This window comes from Rhizobium sp. KDH_Rht_773_N (genome assembly GCF_052946295.1).
In genome coordinates this window covers 521,036-537,709 of the sequence record NZ_JBRFNB010000002.1, presented here as the reverse complement: position 1 = coordinate 537,709, position 16,674 = coordinate 521,036, and the positions used below count along the sequence as shown (strand labels likewise).

The following is a 16,674-nucleotide window of genomic DNA, read 5'->3' as shown; positions in this document are numbered from 1 at the left end:
TCAGGGAATTGCCGGCGCCGAGGCTGCGCGGATCAGTCCGCGCAGAGCCTCGATATCGCGCGAAAGCGGCCTGTCGTCGGCATAGGGGGAAACGACGGCGCGCACAGTCTTGTGGATCGCATCCGTGCCTGCCGCTCTTCGAGCGGTGTCACCAACAAATTCATGTGCTTGCGCAGCCGCCATCAATTCGATCGCCAGGATATATTCGGCATTGTCGATCAATGCGAGAAGCTTGTTGGCGGCCGCGGTCGGATGCGCGAGGAAATCCTCCTGCAGGCCGGATGTGATGCCGCCATCGGTGGAAGCCGGTGCGGCAAGCCGCCGGTTCTCGTTGGCAAGCGCTGCTGCCGTATATTGGGCGATCATGAAGCCGGAATTGCTGCCGGCATCGCTTGCCAGAAAGGGTGGCAGGCCGCTGACCAACGGATTGACGAGGCGGTCCGTGCGCCGTTCGCTCATGGCGGAAATCTGCGCGAGCGCCGTTGCCAGGCTGTCGGCGGCCTGGGCAAGCGCCGGGGCCACCGCATGGGCTTCCGAGGAGACGACCGGCTGCTCCGGCGAGCCGGATACGGCCGGATTGTCGGTGACGGAGGCAAGTTCCTGGTCGACGACAAGCGCGGAAGCATCGAAGACATCGCGTGCCGCGCCATGCGCATGCGGGACGGAGCGCAGGCTGAGCGCATCCTGCGTCCGCTTGCCGAATGCTGCCGCTATCAGCCCGCTGCCGGCAAGCCGGGCGCGCAGGGACGCTCCGACGCGCGCAATGCCCCTGGAAGGGCGCAGCGCCAGAACGGCTTCGTCGAAGGCCGCCATCTGGCAGCCGGCGGCCTCAAGCGTGAGTGCGGCGATCGCATCGGCCCAATCGAGCAGCCGCTCGGCGCGGGCAAGCGCCACGCTTGCGAGCCCGGTCGCACATGCCGTGCCGTTGACGAGGCTCAGGCCCTCCTTGGCGCCGAGCACCAGCGGCTCAAGCCCTATCGCGGTCAGGGCATCCAGGCCGCTCATGCTTCTGCCCCGAACGCGGGCGCTGCCCTCACCGATCAGAACCAGCGCGCTATGGGCATTGTGGGTGAGATAGCCGGCCGAGCCCTTGGAGGGAACGTCGGGAATGCAGTCCCTTTCGAGGAAAGCGGCGAGGTGGCGGACGATCTCGGGGCGCACGCCAGAATGCCCATGCGCAAAATTGGCGATCTGTGCGGCGATGATGGCGCGCACTTCGCGCGGCGCCAGCAATTCACCGACGCCGCAGGCGTGGCTGAGGATGATGTTGCGCGACAGCCTGCTTTGCGAGGCCCTGTCGACCACGGTATCGGAAAGCGCGCCGACGCCGGTATTGATGCCATAAGCCCTGAGGCCGGTTTCGACGATCCGCTCGACGATGCGGCTTGCGTTGGCAACACGATCCCAGGCTGCCTGCGACAGCGCCAAAGTCTTGCCCTCGGCCACATCGGCGACATCGCGCCAGCCAAGCACAGTCTCGATCGTGATGGTCATTGCCCGTTTCCGAAATGGCCGATGAACTGGCGGAAGGCCGGCGAAGCGCCGCCCCCGAACATCTCTTCCGGCGTGCCGCTGCTTTCGACCAGCCCTTCGCGCATGAAGACGACGCGGTTGGAGACGTTGCGGGCAAAGCTCATTTCATGGGTGACGACGAGCATGGTCATGCCTTCTTCGGCAAGCGCGCGCATGACGCGCAGCACTTCGCCGACCAGTTCCGGATCGAGCGCCGAAGTCGGCTCGTCGAAGAGCATGACCTTCGGCTTCATGGCAAGCGATCGGGCAATCGCCGCGCGCTGCTGCTGGCCGCCGGAAAGATGTGCGGGATAGGCATGGCGCTTGTCGGCGATGCCGACCTTTTCGAGCAGCGCCTCGGCCTCGGCGATGCATTCGGCCCGCGGTCGCTTCAAGACATGCACCGGTCCTTCGATGACATTCTGCAGGATCGTCATATGGGACCAGAGATTGAAGGACTGGAAGACCATGCCGAGTTCGGAGCGGATATGATCGACCTGCTTCTGGCTCGCCGGCTTCGTCTTGCCGTTCCTGTGGATCATCTCGATATGTTCGCCATCGACCCAGATCTCGCCGTCGGTTGCGATCTCCAGCAGGTTGATGCAGCGCAGGAAGGTGGATTTGCCGGAGCCGGAGGCACCGAGCAGCGAAATCACGTCGCCGTCCTCGGCATCGAGCGAGATGCCGCGCAGCACTTCATGGGTGCCGAAGCTCTTGCGGATATTGCGGACCGAAAGTCGGGTTACGCCGGGCATGGAAGCTCCAATCACGTTCAGTCGGGTTTATGCCTTCAAGGCCGGCGGAATGGCGCGGCGATGACGGGACAGCCAATATTCCAGAAGGGACATGGCCTGCAGGATGATGAAATTCAAAACGAGGTAGATGATGGCGGCACAGAGGAAGACTTCCATCGTGCGGTAGGTCTGCGAGATCAGCCGCTGCGCCACACCCGTCACTTCCCAGACGGTGACGAGACTGGCGAGTGCCGTCGATTTCATCATCAGCACGATCTCGGTCGAATAGGCCGGCAACGCGTGCCGGAAGGCGATCGGCGCCAGGATACGGCGCACCATCAGGAAGCCGGACATGCCGATGGCGCGCGCGGCCTCGATCTCCTTCGGCGAAACGGCGCGAATGCCGCCGCGGAAGATTTCGGCGGAATAACCGGCGGTGCAGAGCGCCAGCGAAAGGACGGCGCAGACCATCGGCTCGCGCAGGAACGGCCAGAGGAAGGAATAGCGAATGACGCCGAACTGGCCGAGCCCGTAAAAGACCAGGAACATCTGGATCAGGAGCGGCGAGCCGCGGAAGACGAAAATGTAACCCTTGGCAAAGCCCGACAGGATCGGATTGCCGCTGACGCGCATGGAGACGATGACGAGCGCCAGCAGGCCGCCGAAGAAGATCGACAGGAAGAACAGGATCAGCGTCGTCGGCACGGCTTTCAGAAGCGTGACCATGGTGCTGGAAAGGAAAGCGATATCCATCCGGCTCTCCCCTATGCCTGGCCCATGGCCGAAGCCGGCATGCTGCGGTTGGCCTTGCGTTCGGCGCCGTTGAAGACGCGGTCCGACAGGCTGGTGAGGATCAGGTAGAGGGCGCCGCCGACGATATAGAAGAGGAAATACTGCCGGGTCGAGCCGGCCGCGACCTGGCTCGAGCGCATCAGTTCGGCGAGGCCGGTGACTGAAATCAGCGCCGAATCCTTGAGGCTCAACTGCCAGACATTGCCGAGGCCGGGAATGGCCAGGCGCAGAACCTGCGGAATGACGATGCGCCGGAACCTCAGGCCACTATGCATGCCGATTGCCGAGGCGGCCTCGAGCTCGCCCTTGGAAATGGCGAGATAGGCGCCGCGATAGACTTCCGCCTGATAGGCGCCGGAAATGATGCCGACGGCAAGCGCTCCGGCGGCAAAGGAGGGCAGGCCGAGAAAGCCCTCGTAACCCATGGACTGGCCGATGGCTGTGACCGCCGAGGAGCCGCCGAAATAGATCAGGTAGATGATCAGGAGTTCCGGCACGCCGCGGAAGACCGTCGTGTAGATATGGCCGATCGTGACGAGCACAAAATTGCTCGAGAGCTTCGCCGCCGCGATGATCGCGCCGAGTACGGCGCCGATCGCCAGTGCCGTGGCTGTCACGCAGAGCGTCAGCAAGGCGCCGAGGAGGAGGAATGCTCCCCACCCGGTTGAGCCGAATCCAATCAGGTCGAGTGTCGCCATGGGCCTTCCCAGCGCTGTCTTCGTCGTGATGACGGGCGGTCAGAATAGCACGCGGTCTCCGATCACAAAGCGGAGACCACGGAATGCGGCTTCTGTTGAAAGCTCAGTTTTGCGGACTGACGTCGACCTTGAACCACTTCATGGAGAGGTTCTTGACGGTGCCGTCGGCAAGCGCGGACTTGATGGCTACGCTGAACTTGTCGCGCAGGTCCGTATCGGCCTTGCGGATGCCGAGGCCTTCGCCTTCACCCCAGATCGAGCCGGCGATTTCAGGGCCGGTGAAGGTCAGCGCGCCATTGGCGGCCTCGAAGGCGTTGTTGAAATAGACGGCATCGTCGAAGCCGAGGTCGATACGGCCGTTCTGCAGGTCGAGGTCGCGGTCGGCACCCGTCTTGTATTCGCGGATCTCGGCGATGCTGCCGAAATTGTCATAGACGAATTTGGCATAGACGGTGGCCGCCTGGATGCCGATCGTCTTGCCCTTGAAGGCTTCCTTCAGGGCTTCGATTTCCTTCACGCCGGTCTGGCCGGGGGTCATCTTGATCGTCGCACCGGTGCCGGCGGCATTGGCGAGCGGGCTGTCCTTGGCGGTTGCGAAGGCTGCCGGCGTTGCGGCATAGGGAATGGTGAAGTCGATGACCTGCTTGCGCTCGTCGGTGATCGACAGCGCATCCATGATGACGTCGAACTTGCCGGCATTCAGCGCCGGGATCATGCCGTCCCAGTCGGAAGCGACCAGCGTGCATTCGATCTTGGCGCGTTCGCACAGAACCTTGGCGAGTTCCGGTTCGAAACCGCCGAGAGTGCCGTCGGCATTGGTGAGGTTCCAGGGAGCGTAGGCGCCTTCGAGCGTGATGGTCGCCTTCGTCCAGTCCTTGGCGGAGGCAGGGGCCGCAAAGGCGGCTGCCGTCATCGCGCAGGAAAGAAGAGCAGTGCTGAGCTTCATTGATATGATCTCCTCTGAGATTGGACAGACCTTGCGGAATGAGTGCCGATCTTCGCCGGCTTGCCCGCCATGATCCGTCGTTCAATTTTCAGATCGGCAGGTTGTATAGGGTACCATATGAGATATTTTGTGATATGCAAGAGGAAAGTCGAATTTAGGAGCAGATTCCGCTCGTGCAAAGGGAATAGGCAATGAAGCGTTCCAACGAGATGAAACGCGAGCTCGCGGAGAATGACGGCGCGCCCCTCTATGCCAGCGTCAAGCAGGTCATTCTCGACCGGATCCGCAGCGGCGAATGGCCGCCGCGCCACCGTGTCCCTTCCGAAAACGAGCTGGTGACGGAGCTCGGCGTCAGCAAGATGACGGCCAACCGGGCGCTGCGGGAACTGGCGAACGAAGGCGAGCTCGTCCGCATCCAGGGCGTCGGCTCCTTCGTGGCGGAGCCCAAGGGGCATTCCGCACTTTTCGAGGTGCGCAACATCGCCGACGAGATTGCCGAGCGGGGCCATGTTCACGAGGCGACGGTCATCGTCCTGGCCGAGGAGACGGCCTCTCCGGAGATTGCCGATGCGCTCGAGCTTTCGATCGGCGCCCCGGTTTTCCACTCGTTGATCGTCCATAGTGAAAACGGCGTGCCTGTCCAGATCGAGGATCGTTTCGTCAATCCGGCGGCGGCGCCCGACTACCTCGTTCAGGACTTTTCGACGCTGACGCCCAATGCCTATCTGACGGCCGCCGCCCCTTTGAGCGGTTCGGAACATATCGTCGAAGCGGTGACGCCGCGCGCCTGGGAATGCAAGCTCCTGACAATCCTGCAGAACGAGCCGTGCCTTGCCATCCGCCGCCGCACCTGGTCGGCCCGTCAGGTCGTCTCCATTGCCCGTCTCGTCTATCCCGGAAACCGCTACAGGCTGGAAACGCGCAGCGGCAAGATCTTCGAGGAATAGGCTGGTTGTATATGGAAGTATCTGCTTCCTATCTATTCGTGCTCTGCCGCCGCGATCGCTTCGCTGCGAATATCCTCCGTCAGCTTCAGGCGCAGCGCTAAAAATTCCGGGCTCGCCTTGATGGTATAGTGGCGCGGATGGGGAAGATTGACCGGCGTGATCGATTTGATCCGCCCGGGACGCGCCGTCATCGTCACGACGCGCGATGCCATGAAGATGGCTTCCTCGATGTCATGCGTCACGAAGATCACGGTCTTCTGTTCACGCTCCCAGATGCCGAGCAGCAATTCCTGCATGAGGCCGCGCGTCTGGTTGTCGAGCGCGCCGAAGGGTTCGTCGAGCAGCAGGATTTTCGGATTGTTGGCAAGCGCGCGGGCGATTGCAGTCCTTTGCTGCATGCCGCCGGACAGCTGCTTGGGCCAATGGTTTTCGAAGCCGCGCAAGCCGACCTTGGCGATATAGCTTGCGACGATCTCGTTTTTTTCGGCCTCTGCCATGCCTTTTTCGCGCAGTCCGAAGGCGATGTTGTCACGCACGGTCAGCCAGGGAAAAAGCGTGTAGGACTGGAAGACCATGCCGCGGTCGGCCCCCGGTCCCTTCACCTCGCGTCCGTCGAGCGTGACCGTGCCGGTGGAGGGGAAATCGAGGCCGGCGACGATGCGCAGCAGCGTCGATTTTCCGCAGCCCGAGGGGCCGAGCACGGTCACGAAGTCGTTCCTGGCGATATCGAGGTCTGTCGGCTGCAGGGCAAGCGTCGGCTGTCCGCCCCGCACGCCGGGGAAGGTGCGGCTGACGCCCCTGATGACAAGTTCGCTCATGCCAGCCTCCAGGCAAACAGCCAGCGGTTCAGCCATTTGAAGGCGAAGTCGGATATGAGCCCGATCAGGCCGATGACGATGATGCCGAAGATGATCTGCCCGGTGGCAAGCAGCGCCTGGCTGTTGATGATCATGTAGCCGATGCCGGAGGAAGCGCCGATCAGTTCGGCGACGATGACATAGGTCCATGCCCATCCGAGGACGAGGCGGAGGATTTCGGCGATGTCGGGCGCATTTGCCGGAATGAGCACGCGTCGCACGACGCCGCTATCCCCGGCGCCGAGCGTATAGGCGGCCTCGACGAGATCGCGGCGCGTGCCGGAAACGGCAACGGCGACCATGAGAATGATCTGGAACACGGCACCGATGAAAATCACGAGCAGCTTCTGCGTCTCGCCGATGCCGGCCCACAGGATCAGCAGCGGCACGAAGGCGGAAGCCGGCAGATAGCGGGCGAAGGAGACGAAGGGTTCGAGCAATGCCTCAACCGGCTTGTAGGCGCCCATCAGGATGCCGAGCGGAACGGCGACCAGTGCGGAGAGGATAAAGCCGCCGACGACGCGCCACACCGTCATGCCGATATCGAAAAGGAAGCCCTGGTTGACGAGCAGGTCATAGCCGTCCTGCACCATGGTGATCGGATCGGCAAGGAAGGTCTTCGAGACATAGCCGCCGAGCGTCGCGTAGCCCCACGCGATAAAAAAGAGAATGAAGAACAGCAGGCCGAAAAGCAGCCGGCTGCCTGAGCCGATGGGTTGAAGTGGACGCATGCGGAGCCCTGCTGAAAAACAGGGAGCGCCTGTGCCGGCGCTCCCTGACATCTGTGTGGTTTATTGAATGAAGGAAGGGTCGGCGAGCGTGGAAAGATCAGGCTTTGCCTTGATGACGCCAGCCTGCAGCAAAAGATCGGCCGCTTCTTCATTGAAGCTCTTGAAGGTGGTCTTGAAGAAATTCTGGGCGGCTGCCTTGTCCTGCCATTCGAGGTAGGCGGCCGATTCACCAAATTCCTTGCCGGACTGCTTCACATCCTTGCCCATGATTTCGAAGGACTTGTCCTTATCGGTCTTGATCATCTCGAGCGCGTCATAATAGCTGGCGGCGAGCGCCTTGGCGGCTTCCGGATTGTCCTTCAGGAAGGCTGTGGTGCAGCCGAACGTGTCCATGACAGCGGGATAGTCGAGCGTCGTGGCGATGATCTTGCCCTTGTCCGGCGCGTTTCGAACGCTGGAAAGATAGGGTTCATAGGTCACGGCCGCATCATTCTGGCCGGCAAGCAAGGCCTGCGCTGCCGGACCCGGCTCCATATTGACGACCTTCACGTCCTTCATGCTGAGGCCGTTCTTGGCGAGGATAAAGGCGAGCAGGAAGTAGGGAGATGTGCCGGGTGCCGATGCGGCGACCGATTTGCCCTTGAGATCGGTGATTTTTTCGATGCCGGGCTTGGCGGCAATGCCGTCGGCGCCGTGGGAAACATCGAGCTGGAAGATCTGCGTGGTGGCGACACCGGCTGCATTCCAGACGATCCAGGTTTCAACCGTGGTTGCGGCGCACTGGATGTCACCGGAGGCAAGCGCCAGATGCCGGCTTGCCTGCGGCACCTTGGTGATGGTCACATCCAGCCCGTGCTTCTTGAAGATACCGGCTTCCTTGGCGAGCGTCAGCGGCGCGAAGCCGGTCCAGCCGGAAATGCCGATGGCAACTTTCGTGTCTGCGGCATGGGCCGCCGTTGCTGCGAGGAAAGCGGCAAAGGCGGTGGCGATAATCCCAGTTTTTTTCATGATCCGAAGTTCCCTGCTCTTATTTTGAGCACTCGATCCAGGTGCCCATTAAATGCATTTAAGGCATGGTCACTTCGTTTTGTCTAGACATTATCATGGCCCCTGGCGCGATGGCCCGCCGTCAGATTGCCGTGATCGTGATCACGAAGACAAGGGCGTTGCCGTGCAGTCCCAGGGCTCTGCCGGAGGGTTCGGCAAGCAGCGCCGCGTCGCCGGCACCAAGAGCAATTTTGTCATCGCCAAGGTCAAGTTCGAGATCGCCGCGATGACAAAGCAGAAGTGATTGCCCGCCTGTCAGGGACAGTTCCTGTCGCGAATTCACGACAAGGCGGAGCACGCTGTGTCGCAGCGCGCTCCGCCTTGTCATGACATTGAGGTCGGTGATCGCGCCGTCGTCGAGTTCAGCGGCAACGGGGACATCCGCCGGAAAGAAAAGCGGTTCGCTTTCCTGAGTGAGCAGCACCGGCCTGTGCCCATCAATGAAGAGCCGCATGCCATTGCCCTCCAGGATCGACAGCGTGCGGTCGATTCCGGGAAAGACGGAGAAAGGCCCGTCGGAGGCGACGGTTGCCATGCTGACCCGCCAATCGAAATCGGCAAGGCCGGCACCTGCCGGCGAAATGGCGATTTCCACCGTTTCGCCGCCGCCGTTCTTCCACGGCATGCGCTTGTGATCGGCGGCGCGCAGGATCTTCATGGCTCAGTTTCCGAGAATGCCGGGCAGGCGAAGACCCTTGTCCTTGGCGCAATCGACGGCGATGTCGTAGCCGGCATCGGCATGGCGCATGACGCCGGTCGCCGGGTCATTCCAGAGCACGCGCTCCAGGCGGCGGGCCGCATCGTCGGTCCCGTCGGCGCAGATGACCATGCCGGAATGCTGCGAGAAGCCCATGCCGACACCGCCGCCGTGATGCAGCGACACCCATGTGGCGCCCGAGGCAGTGTTGAGCAGCGCGTTCAGCAGCGGCCAGTCGGAAACGGCGTCCGATCCGTCCTTCATCGCTTCCGTCTCGCGGTTCGGCGAGGCGACGGAGCCGGAATCGAGATGGTCGCGGCCGATGACGACAGGCGCTTTCAGCTCACCATTCCGGACCATCTCGTTGAAGGCAAGGCCGAGGCGGTGGCGGTCGCCGAGGCCGACCCAGCAGATGCGGGCCGGCAGGCCCTGGAAGGCGATGCGCTCCCTGGCCATGTCGAGCCAGTTGTGCAGGTGCTTGTTGTCGGGCAAAAGCTCCTTCACCTTGGCATCGGTCTTGTAGATATCTTCGGGATCGCCCGAGAGCGCTGCCCAGCGGAACGGGCCGATGCCGCGGCAGAAGAGCGGGCGGATATAGGCCGGCACGAAGCCGGGGAAGGCGAAGGCATTTTCCAGGCCCTCGTCCTTGGCGACCTGGCGGATATTGTTGCCGTAGTCGAGCGTCGGCACACCGGCATCCCAGAAGGCGACCATGGCTTCGACATGCGCCTTCATCGAGGCACGGGCGGCGGCCTCGACCGCCTTCGGATCGCTTTCGCGCTTGGCCTTGGCTTCGGCGACAGTCCAGCCGACCGGCAGGTAGCCGTTGCGCGGATCATGGGCCGAGGTCTGGTCGGTGACGATATCGGGGCGCGGGCCGCCGGCCTTCATGCGACGCACCAGTTCCGGGAAGATCTCGGCCGCATTGCCGACGAGGCCGACCGACTTTGCTTCACCGGCCCTGGTCCAGCGCTCGATCTTTTCCAGCGCCTCGTCCAGCGTATGGGCCTTTTCGTCCACATAGCGGGTGCGCAGGCGGAAATCGATGCGGGTCTCGTCGCATTCGACGGCGAGGCAGCAGGCACCGGCCATGACCGCTGCGAGCGGCTGGGCGCCGCCCATGCCGCCGAGGCCGCCGGTGAGGATCCACTTGCCCTTGAGGTTGCCGTTGTAATGCTGGCGCCCGGCCTCGACGAAGGTCTCGTAGGTGCCCTGCACGATGCCCTGCGTGCCGATATAGATCCACGAGCCGGCCGTCATCTGGCCGTACATCGCGAGGCCCTTCTTGTCGAGTTCGTTGAAATGATCCCAGGTCGCCCAGTGCGGCACGAGATTGGAATTGGCGATCAGCACGCGCGGCGCATCCTTGTGGGTGCGGAATACGCCGACCGGCTTGCCGGACTGGACGAGCAGCGTCTCGTCCTCGTTCAGCGTCTTCAGCGTGGCGGCGATACGGTCGAAATCGTCCCAGGTGCGGGCAGCACGGCCGATGCCGCCGTAGACGACCAGCTCATGCGGGTTTTCGGCGACGTCGGGATCGAGATTGTTCATGAGCATGCGCAGCGGCGCTTCGGTCATCCAGCTCTTGGCGTTCAGCTGATCGCCGCGGGGCGAACGGACGTCGCGGATATTGTGGCGCGGGTTTACGGTCATGATGGTGTTCCCTTGTTTAGCGTTTCAGACCGAGCGCGATCTCTTCGATCCGCGTCAGGATGGATTTGAGATGAATGCGCAGATTGTCGGCCTCCTCTTCGTCATAGGCGAAGGGCGGGGCCTCGGTGGCGAGATGCGTGGATTGGGCAAGCTCCATCTGGATGGCATGCACACCGGTTTCCGGCCGGCCGTAATGGCGCGTCGTCCAGCCGCCCTTGAAGCGGCCGTTGAGGATGCTGTCATAACCCGTCGCGGCCGTGGTAATCGCGACGGTTGCCTGTTCGATCGCCGGATCGCAGGTCTTGCCCATATCCGTGCCGATGTTGAAATCCGGCAGCTTGCCTTCGAAGAGGAAGGGAATGTGCGAGCGGATCGAGTGGCAGTCGTAAAGCACCGCGACCCCGTGAATGGCCTTCACCCGCTCGATCTCGGCGGCGAGAGCGGCGTGGTAGGGCGCATGGTATTCGCTGAGCCGCTTGGCGATATCGGCTTCGGTCGGCTCCGCGCCTTTTTTCCAGATCGCCTTGCCGTCGAAATCCGTCTGCGGGATCAGCCCGGTCGTGTTCTGGCCGGGATAGAGGCTCACACCGGAAGGATCGCGATTGGCGTCGATCACATAGCGGTGGAAGGTGGCGCGTACGGTGGTCGGATTGCCGAGCAGGCCGTCATAGATACGGTGGATGTGCCAGTCGGTATCGGCAAGCAGCCTGCCGTTCTCGTCAAGGCGCTCCCAGATATCGGCGGGAACATCGGTCCCGGTATGCGGAAAGCCGAGGATGACGGGAGAGGTGCCTTGCTTGACCTCGAAAACGGACATGTCAGACCTCCAGAGCCGGCAGGATGCCGCTTGAAACGGATGCGTTAAGGGTGCCGCCGGCGATCAGCATGGCGGCGGCCTTCAGGTCGTTTGCCATGTAGCGGTCTTCCTCCAGCGCGGGCACGGCTGCGCGGATGGCGGCGATCGCCTTCCGAAGCTCGGGGCTGGTTGCAAGCGGGGCGCGAAGTTCGACGCCCTGAGCGGCCGTCAGGGCCTCGATGCCGATGATGGCGAAGAGATTGTCGGTCATCGGCAGAAGCCGGCGCGCGCCATGGCAAGCCATGGAGACATGGTCTTCCTGGTTGGCCGAGGTGGGTGTCGAATCGACGGAGGCCGGGTGCGACATCTGCTTGTTTTCGCTCATCAGCGCCGCGGACGTGACTTCGGCGATCATCAGGCCGGAATTCAGCCCCGGCTTCTTGGCAAGGAAGGCCGGCAATCCGTAGGAGAGGGCGGGGTCGACCAGAAGCGCGATGCGGCGCTGGGCAATTGCCCCGATCTCGCAGACGGCAAGCGCGATCTGATCGGCAGCGAAGGCGACGGGCTCGGCGTGGAAATTGCCGCCTGACACGACCGAATTGTCCGACAGCACCAGCGGATTGTCGGTCACCGCATTGGCTTCGATTTCCAGCGTGCGGGCAACCGAGCGCAGCAGATCGAGGCAGGCGCCGTCGACCTGCGGCTGGCAGCGGATGCAATAGGGATCCTGCACGCGCTCGTCGCCTTCGATATGGCTCTGGCGGATCGGCGAATTTTCGAGCAGGGCGCGAAGTGCTGCCGCCGTGTCGATCTGGCCGCGATGGCCGCGCAGCGTGTGGATATCGGGATGGAACGGGGCAGACGAGCCCATGGCGGCATCGGTGGACATGGCGCCTGTTATCAGCGCCGATTGCGCCGCGCGGTGGGCGCGGAAGAGGCCGGCGAGCGCCAGCGCCGTCGACGTCTGCGTGCCGTTGATGAGCGCCAGGCCTTCCTTGGCGGCCAGCACGACGGGATGCAGTCCGGCTTTCACAAGGGCGGTGGCGCCATGCAGCCTTTCGCCGCCGAAGAAGGCTTCGCCATGGCCCATCATCACCGCCGTCATATGGGCAAGCGGCGCAAGGTCGCCGGAAGCGCCGACCGAGCCCTTTTCCGGAATGACCGGAATGACGCCCCGCGCCATCATCGCTTCGATCAGGCGCACCAGTTCCAGTCGCACACCCGAAGCACCGCGCCCGAGTGAGACGAGCTTCAGCGCCATGATGAGACGCACGACGTTTTCCGGCAGCGGCTCTCCGACGCCGCAGCAATGCGACAGAATGAGGTTGCGCTGCAGCGTCGCCACATCGGCGCTGTCGATCTTGATCGAGGCGAGTTTGCCGAAGCCGGTATTGATGCCGTAAACCGGCGCATTGCCGGCGGCGATTTCGGCGATGCGGTTGGCCGCCTTGACGATGCCGGCGTCGAAGGACGGATCGAGCTTTGCCGGGACGCCGGTCCAGTAGATGGCGGCGAGATCCTGAAGGGAAACGGAACCCGGATGGAGGGTGATGGTCATCGGTCGATCCTCTCGCCCTTGAAGACATGGGAATGAAGCGGGTTGAAGCCGATGCGGTAGACGAGCTCGGCCGGGCTCTCGATATTCCAGATCGCCAGATCGGCGGACTTTCCAGCCTCGATCGTGCCGGTCTCCGTCAGCAGCCCGAGCGCACGGGCGCCCTCCCGGGTTGCCCCGGCAATGCACTCTTCCACAGTGAGCCCGAAGAGCGTTGCCGACATGTTCATGGTGAGCAGCAGCGAGGTCAGCGGCGACGTGCCGGGATTGCAGTCGGTGGCGATCGCGATGGGCACGCCGGCCTTTCGCAGCGCCTGGACCGGCGGCTTCTGTATTTCGTTGATGGCGTAAAAGGCGCCCGGAAGCAGGACGGCAACGGTGCCGGCCGCAGCCATTGCGCCTGCTCCGTCCTCGTCCAGATATTCCAGATGATCCGCCGAAAGCGCGCCATAGGAGGCTGCGAGTTTCGCGCCGCCGAGATTGGAGAGCTGTTCGGCATGGAGCTTGACGGGAAGGCCGAGCGAACGGGCCTTGTCGAAAACCCGCGCAATCTCGTTGACCGAGAAGGCGATGCCTTCGCAGAAGCCGTCGACGGCATCGACCAGGCCTTCCGCCCGTGCCCGCTCCAGTCCGGGCAGGACGACGTCGGAAATATAATCCTGGTTGCGCCCCCTGTATTCGACAGGCGTTGCATGGGCGGCGAGATAGGAGGTGATGACACGCACCGGACGGCGGTCCGCGAGCGCTCGGGCAGCGCGCAGCATCTTCAGCTCCGCCTCGATATTGAGACCATAGCCGGACTTGACCTCGATCGTGGTGACACCTTCCGAGATCAGCGTATCGAGCCGCGGCAGCGCGGCCTCGACAAGGCCCTCGACGGACAGCGCGTTGGTCGCCTTCACGGACGAGACGATGCCGCCGCCGGCGCGTGCGATCTCTTCATAGGTGGCGCCTTCCAGGCGCATCTCGAATTCGCGGGCGCGGTTGCCGCCGTAGACGATATGCGTATGGCAATCGACGAGGCCCGGCGTCACCCACCGGCCTTCGAGATCGGCAATCTCGGCCGTCTCGATCAGCCAGGAGGGCAACTCGCTTTCCGGCCCGGCAAAGAGGATGCGCCCGCCTTCGCAAACGACAGCGCCTTTTTCGATTAGGCCAAGGCCCGGCAGATCCTGCCGCAAGGTCGCAAGGCGCGCATTGCGCCACAGCGTACGGGGGCTGGAATCGCGGCCCGCTCCGGAAAATTTGTTCCCACTCATCAGCTTTACGCCTTTCCTTATGGGTAAATATGTATATACATAATCGAAAGGGTGACAAGTGGAAATTTATGGCCTTTCGTACAAAGACAAGCGGAGCGGCCAACAAAGAAAGAAGGGGAGCAATCATGACGAGACTTCATGCGGCGGCTGCCTTGCTGGCCGAAGGCTGGCGCAGGAATGTGCGTCTGACGCTCGCAGGCGGGCGCATTGCCTCAATCGAAACGGATGTTGTGCCCGACGCTCACGACGAGCGCCATGCCGTCCTGCTGCCGGCCATGCCGAACCTTCACAGCCACGCCTTTCAGCGGGCGATGGCGGGGCTTGCCGAAGTCCGCGGGCCGGCCAGTGACAGTTTCTGGAGCTGGCGTACCGTCATGTACAAGTTTGCGCTCTCGATGACGCCGGACCATGTGGAGGCGGTGGCCGCCAAGCTCTATATGGAAATGCTGGAAGCCGGCTTTTGCCGCGTCGGCGAGTTCCACTATCTGCATCACGACAAGGACGGCAGCCCCTATGCCAATATCGCCGAAATGGCCGAGCGCATTGGCGCAGCCAGCGCGGAAGCCGGCATCGGATTGACGCTGCTGCCGGTGCTCTACGCCCATTCCGGCTTCGGCGGGGCAGCACCCATCGAAGGACAGCGCCGCTTCATCAATTCCACCGACCGATTTGCTGACCTCTGGGAAGGCTGCCGGCAGGTGACAGGCCGGCTCGCGGGTGCCGAACTCGGGCTCGCGCCGCATAGCCTGCGGGCCGTCACGCCGGAGGAATTGTCCGTCGCCATCGAGCTTGCCGGCGATCGCCCGATCCACATCCATGTCGCCGAACAGGTCAAGGAAGTCGAGGATTGCCTCTCCTGGTCCGGCGCAAGGCCCGTGCAATGGCTGCTCGACCACGCGCCGGTCGACGAGCGCTGGTGCCTTATCCACGCCACCCACATGACCGAGGACGAAACGCGCCTGACGGCGAGGAGCGGTGCCATCGCCGGCCTCTGCCCGATTACCGAAGCCAATCTCGGCGACGGCACGTTTTCCGCGCCGCTCTTCCTGTCGGAGGGCGGGCGTTACGGCATCGGTTCCGATTCCAATATCCTGATCTCGATTTCCGAGGAGCTGCGCCAGCTCGAATATTCCGAGCGTCTGGCGCTGCGCGCCCGCAACGTCATCGCCACTACCGGCGGTTCCACCGGCCAGGCTCTCTTCGATCATGCGCTTGCCGGCGGCGGCGCGGCGCTGAAGGCGCCATCCGGCCTTGTGGCGGGCAACTATGCTGACATCCTCTCGCTCGACAGGAGCGCCGTTCCCTATCTCTCCGAGGACCGGCTTATCGATCACTGGGTCTTTGCCGGGGGTGTGGCGGTCGATAGCGTCTGGGCGCTTGGCTGCAAGCAGGTTGAAAACGGCCGTCATCTGCGGCGTGAGCGGATCGACCGGCGCTTCATCGCCGCCATGAGCGAGTTGCTGGCGGCATGACGGCCTTTCCTCCGCGCTTCCCAGGCGTTACAGCGGAAGAAGAGCCGGAGCGTGACGATGAATGAACCCAAGGAAACGACCTTACACCAGCGTATCCTCAGCGATATCGAGGGCCGTATCGTCTCGGGCGAATGGCCGCCGGGCTATCGCATCCCGTTCGAAGTGGAGCTGACGAAGCAGTACGACTGCTCGCGCATGACGGTGAACAAGGCGCTGACCCAGTTGGTCAAGGCCGGGCTCATCGAGCGGCGGAAGAAATCCGGCAGCTTCGTCATCCAGCCGCAGGCACAATCCGCGGTGCTCGAGATCCACGATATCAAGGCAGAGGTCCAATCCCTCAACCTCGCCTATTCCTACAAGGTCGCAAAGCGCGTTCGCAGGAAGGCGCAGGCGCAGGATCGGCAGATGCTGGACCTGCAACAGAATTCCAGCCTGATCGAGATCGTCTGCACCCACTATGCCGGATCGCAGCCCTTCTGCCTGGAAAAGCGCCTGATCAATCTCCAGACCGTCCCGGAGGCCGCCGACGAGGGCTTCGAGGAGACGGCGCCCGGCCCATGGCTGTTAAGCCAGGTTCCCTGGAGTGCTGCCGAGCACAAGATCTTCGCGATCGGCGTCGAGGAGGATGAGGGGGCCATGCTTTCCATCCCGGCAGCCACCGCCTGCCTCGTCGTCGAACGACGCACCTGGAACAAATCAGGCCCGGTTACGCATGTGCGCTTCGTCTATCCCGGCAATCGCCACGCGCTCTATGCCCGCTTCACCCCCGAGGCGGTGAAATAGGCTTGATTTCTCAATGAAAAAAGCGCCCGGCCACCTCGTATGGCCGGACGCCTGTTGTTGCCGCCGCACTGGGTCGATGGTTTCCCATAGAAAGCGATTTTCCCGGCGTCAACATCCCTAAAACAGGGGTATTGCGAAAGTCGGCGCTTACGCTCAAACGATGAAGAATGGCCGGTTCCCGACGAGCATAAGGCG

The 16,674-nt window shown here is 63.0% G+C and carries 16 protein-coding genes; 3 read left to right on the top strand and 13 right to left on the bottom strand.

Annotated elements, in window-relative coordinates:
* The 5 genes from ACU8HS_RS24395 to ACU8HS_RS24375 form a co-directional block, all read right to left on the bottom strand.
* Positions 1 to 1,494 carry an HAL/PAL/TAL family ammonia-lyase gene (locus ACU8HS_RS24395; protein WP_447016383.1) on the bottom strand — a complete coding sequence of 498 codons (1,494 nt, stop codon included), beginning with the start codon at positions 1,492 to 1,494 and terminating at the stop codon, positions 1 to 3.
* Positions 1,491 to 2,267 (bottom strand): ABC transporter ATP-binding protein, encoded by a 777-nt coding sequence (locus tag ACU8HS_RS24390; protein ID WP_112571216.1) that lies wholly within the window; start codon positions 2,265 to 2,267, stop codon positions 1,491 to 1,493. The genes ACU8HS_RS24395 and ACU8HS_RS24390 overlap by 4 nt, the downstream gene beginning before the upstream one ends.
* Before the next feature lie 27 nt (positions 2,268 to 2,294).
* The gene (locus ACU8HS_RS24385; protein WP_112542068.1) at positions 2,295 to 2,999 is read right to left on the bottom strand and encodes an ABC transporter permease; all 705 of its coding nucleotides are present in this window, start codon (positions 2,997 to 2,999) and stop codon (positions 2,295 to 2,297) included.
* Between the two features lie 11 nt (positions 3,000 to 3,010).
* Complete coding sequence (locus tag ACU8HS_RS24380) at positions 3,011 to 3,736, bottom strand: ABC transporter permease (RefSeq protein ID WP_447016382.1); 726 nt, start codon at positions 3,734 to 3,736, stop codon at positions 3,011 to 3,013.
* 103 nt (positions 3,737 to 3,839) lie between these two features.
* Complete coding sequence (locus ACU8HS_RS24375; RefSeq protein WP_447016381.1) at positions 3,840 to 4,682, bottom strand: transporter substrate-binding domain-containing protein; 843 nt, start codon at positions 4,680 to 4,682, stop codon at positions 3,840 to 3,842.
* 191 nt (positions 4,683 to 4,873) lie between these two features.
* On the opposite strand from ACU8HS_RS24375, the gene hutC (ACU8HS_RS24370) reads away from it, so the two are divergent.
* Positions 4,874 to 5,629, top strand: coding sequence for a histidine utilization repressor (gene hutC / locus ACU8HS_RS24370; protein ID WP_112571210.1), 756 nt, complete (start codon positions 4,874 to 4,876; stop codon positions 5,627 to 5,629).
* 32 nt (positions 5,630 to 5,661) lie between these two features.
* Here hutC (ACU8HS_RS24370) and ACU8HS_RS24365 read toward each other — a convergent pair whose 3' ends face one another.
* The 8 genes from ACU8HS_RS24365 to hutI form a co-directional block, all read right to left on the bottom strand.
* Complete coding sequence (locus tag ACU8HS_RS24365) at positions 5,662 to 6,447, bottom strand: ABC transporter ATP-binding protein (protein WP_447016380.1); 786 nt, start codon at positions 6,445 to 6,447, stop codon at positions 5,662 to 5,664.
* Entirely contained in the window at positions 6,444 to 7,217 is a 774-nt protein-coding gene (locus tag ACU8HS_RS24360) for an ABC transporter permease (protein WP_112571206.1), read from the bottom strand. The genes ACU8HS_RS24365 and ACU8HS_RS24360 overlap by 4 nt, the downstream gene beginning before the upstream one ends.
* 60 nt (positions 7,218 to 7,277) lie before the next feature.
* Positions 7,278 to 8,225 (bottom strand): ABC transporter substrate-binding protein, encoded by a 948-nt coding sequence (locus ACU8HS_RS24355; RefSeq protein ID WP_112703026.1) that lies wholly within the window; start codon positions 8,223 to 8,225, stop codon positions 7,278 to 7,280.
* 121 nt (positions 8,226 to 8,346) lie between these two features.
* A complete protein-coding gene (locus ACU8HS_RS24350) occupies positions 8,347 to 8,922 on the bottom strand; it encodes a HutD/Ves family protein (RefSeq protein ID WP_113412788.1) in 576 nt (191 codons plus the stop codon).
* Between the two features lie 3 nt (positions 8,923 to 8,925).
* Complete coding sequence (gene hutU, locus ACU8HS_RS24345) at positions 8,926 to 10,614, bottom strand: urocanate hydratase (RefSeq protein ID WP_112756381.1); 1,689 nt, start codon at positions 10,612 to 10,614, stop codon at positions 8,926 to 8,928.
* Between the two features lie 16 nt (positions 10,615 to 10,630).
* Positions 10,631 to 11,431 carry an N-formylglutamate deformylase gene (gene hutG / locus ACU8HS_RS24340; RefSeq protein WP_447016379.1) on the bottom strand — a complete coding sequence of 267 codons (801 nt, stop codon included), beginning with the start codon at positions 11,429 to 11,431 and terminating at the stop codon, positions 10,631 to 10,633.
* A 1-nt stretch (position 11,432) separates the two neighbouring features.
* Complete coding sequence (gene hutH / locus ACU8HS_RS24335) at positions 11,433 to 12,968, bottom strand: histidine ammonia-lyase (RefSeq protein ID WP_447016378.1); 1,536 nt, start codon at positions 12,966 to 12,968, stop codon at positions 11,433 to 11,435.
* Positions 12,965 to 14,224 (bottom strand): imidazolonepropionase, encoded by a 1,260-nt coding sequence (hutI, locus tag ACU8HS_RS24330; protein WP_447016377.1) that lies wholly within the window; start codon positions 14,222 to 14,224, stop codon positions 12,965 to 12,967. The genes hutH and hutI overlap by 4 nt, the downstream gene beginning before the upstream one ends.
* Before the next feature lie 125 nt (positions 14,225 to 14,349).
* Here hutI and ACU8HS_RS24325 point away from each other — a divergent pair, with 125 nt between their 5' ends.
* Together ACU8HS_RS24325 and hutC (ACU8HS_RS24320) are read left to right on the top strand one after the other, a co-directional pair.
* Positions 14,350 to 15,696, top strand: a complete 1,347-nt coding sequence (locus ACU8HS_RS24325; RefSeq protein ID WP_447016376.1) for a formimidoylglutamate deiminase — start codon at positions 14,350 to 14,352, stop codon at positions 15,694 to 15,696.
* A gap of 57 nt (positions 15,697 to 15,753) precedes the next feature.
* Positions 15,754 to 16,479, top strand: a complete 726-nt coding sequence (hutC, locus tag ACU8HS_RS24320) for a histidine utilization repressor (protein WP_112571196.1) — start codon at positions 15,754 to 15,756, stop codon at positions 16,477 to 16,479.
* The last annotated feature ends 195 nt before the right edge of the window (positions 16,480 to 16,674 follow it).

Coding starts and splice junctions, on each gene's coding strand:
- ACU8HS_RS24395 (WP_447016383.1), bottom strand. CDS start 1,494: ATGACCATCACGATCGAGACTGTGCTTGGCTGGCGCGATGTCGCCGAT.
- ACU8HS_RS24390 (WP_112571216.1), bottom strand. CDS start 2,267: ATGCCCGGCGTAACCCGACTTTCGGTCCGCAATATCCGCAAGAGCTTC.
- ACU8HS_RS24385 (WP_112542068.1), bottom strand. CDS start 2,999: ATGGATATCGCTTTCCTTTCCAGCACCATGGTCACGCTTCTGAAAGCC.
- ACU8HS_RS24380 (WP_447016382.1), bottom strand. CDS start 3,736: ATGGCGACACTCGACCTGATTGGATTCGGCTCAACCGGGTGGGGAGCA.
- ACU8HS_RS24375 (WP_447016381.1), bottom strand. CDS start 4,682: ATGAAGCTCAGCACTGCTCTTCTTTCCTGCGCGATGACGGCAGCCGCC.
- hutC (WP_112571210.1), top strand. CDS start 4,874: ATGAAGCGTTCCAACGAGATGAAACGCGAGCTCGCGGAGAATGACGGC.
- ACU8HS_RS24365 (WP_447016380.1), bottom strand. CDS start 6,447: ATGAGCGAACTTGTCATCAGGGGCGTCAGCCGCACCTTCCCCGGCGTG.
- ACU8HS_RS24360 (WP_112571206.1), bottom strand. CDS start 7,217: ATGCGTCCACTTCAACCCATCGGCTCAGGCAGCCGGCTGCTTTTCGGC.
- ACU8HS_RS24355 (WP_112703026.1), bottom strand. CDS start 8,225: ATGAAAAAAACTGGGATTATCGCCACCGCCTTTGCCGCTTTCCTCGCA.
- ACU8HS_RS24350 (WP_113412788.1), bottom strand. CDS start 8,922: ATGAAGATCCTGCGCGCCGCCGATCACAAGCGCATGCCGTGGAAGAAC.
- hutU (WP_112756381.1), bottom strand. CDS start 10,614: ATGACCGTAAACCCGCGCCACAATATCCGCGACGTCCGTTCGCCCCGC.
- hutG (WP_447016379.1), bottom strand. CDS start 11,431: ATGTCCGTTTTCGAGGTCAAGCAAGGCACCTCTCCCGTCATCCTCGGC.
- hutH (WP_447016378.1), bottom strand. CDS start 12,968: ATGACCATCACCCTCCATCCGGGTTCCGTTTCCCTTCAGGATCTCGCC.
- hutI (WP_447016377.1), bottom strand. CDS start 14,224: ATGAGTGGGAACAAATTTTCCGGAGCGGGCCGCGATTCCAGCCCCCGT.
- ACU8HS_RS24325 (WP_447016376.1), top strand. CDS start 14,350: ATGACGAGACTTCATGCGGCGGCTGCCTTGCTGGCCGAAGGCTGGCGC.
- hutC (WP_112571196.1), top strand. CDS start 15,754: ATGAATGAACCCAAGGAAACGACCTTACACCAGCGTATCCTCAGCGAT.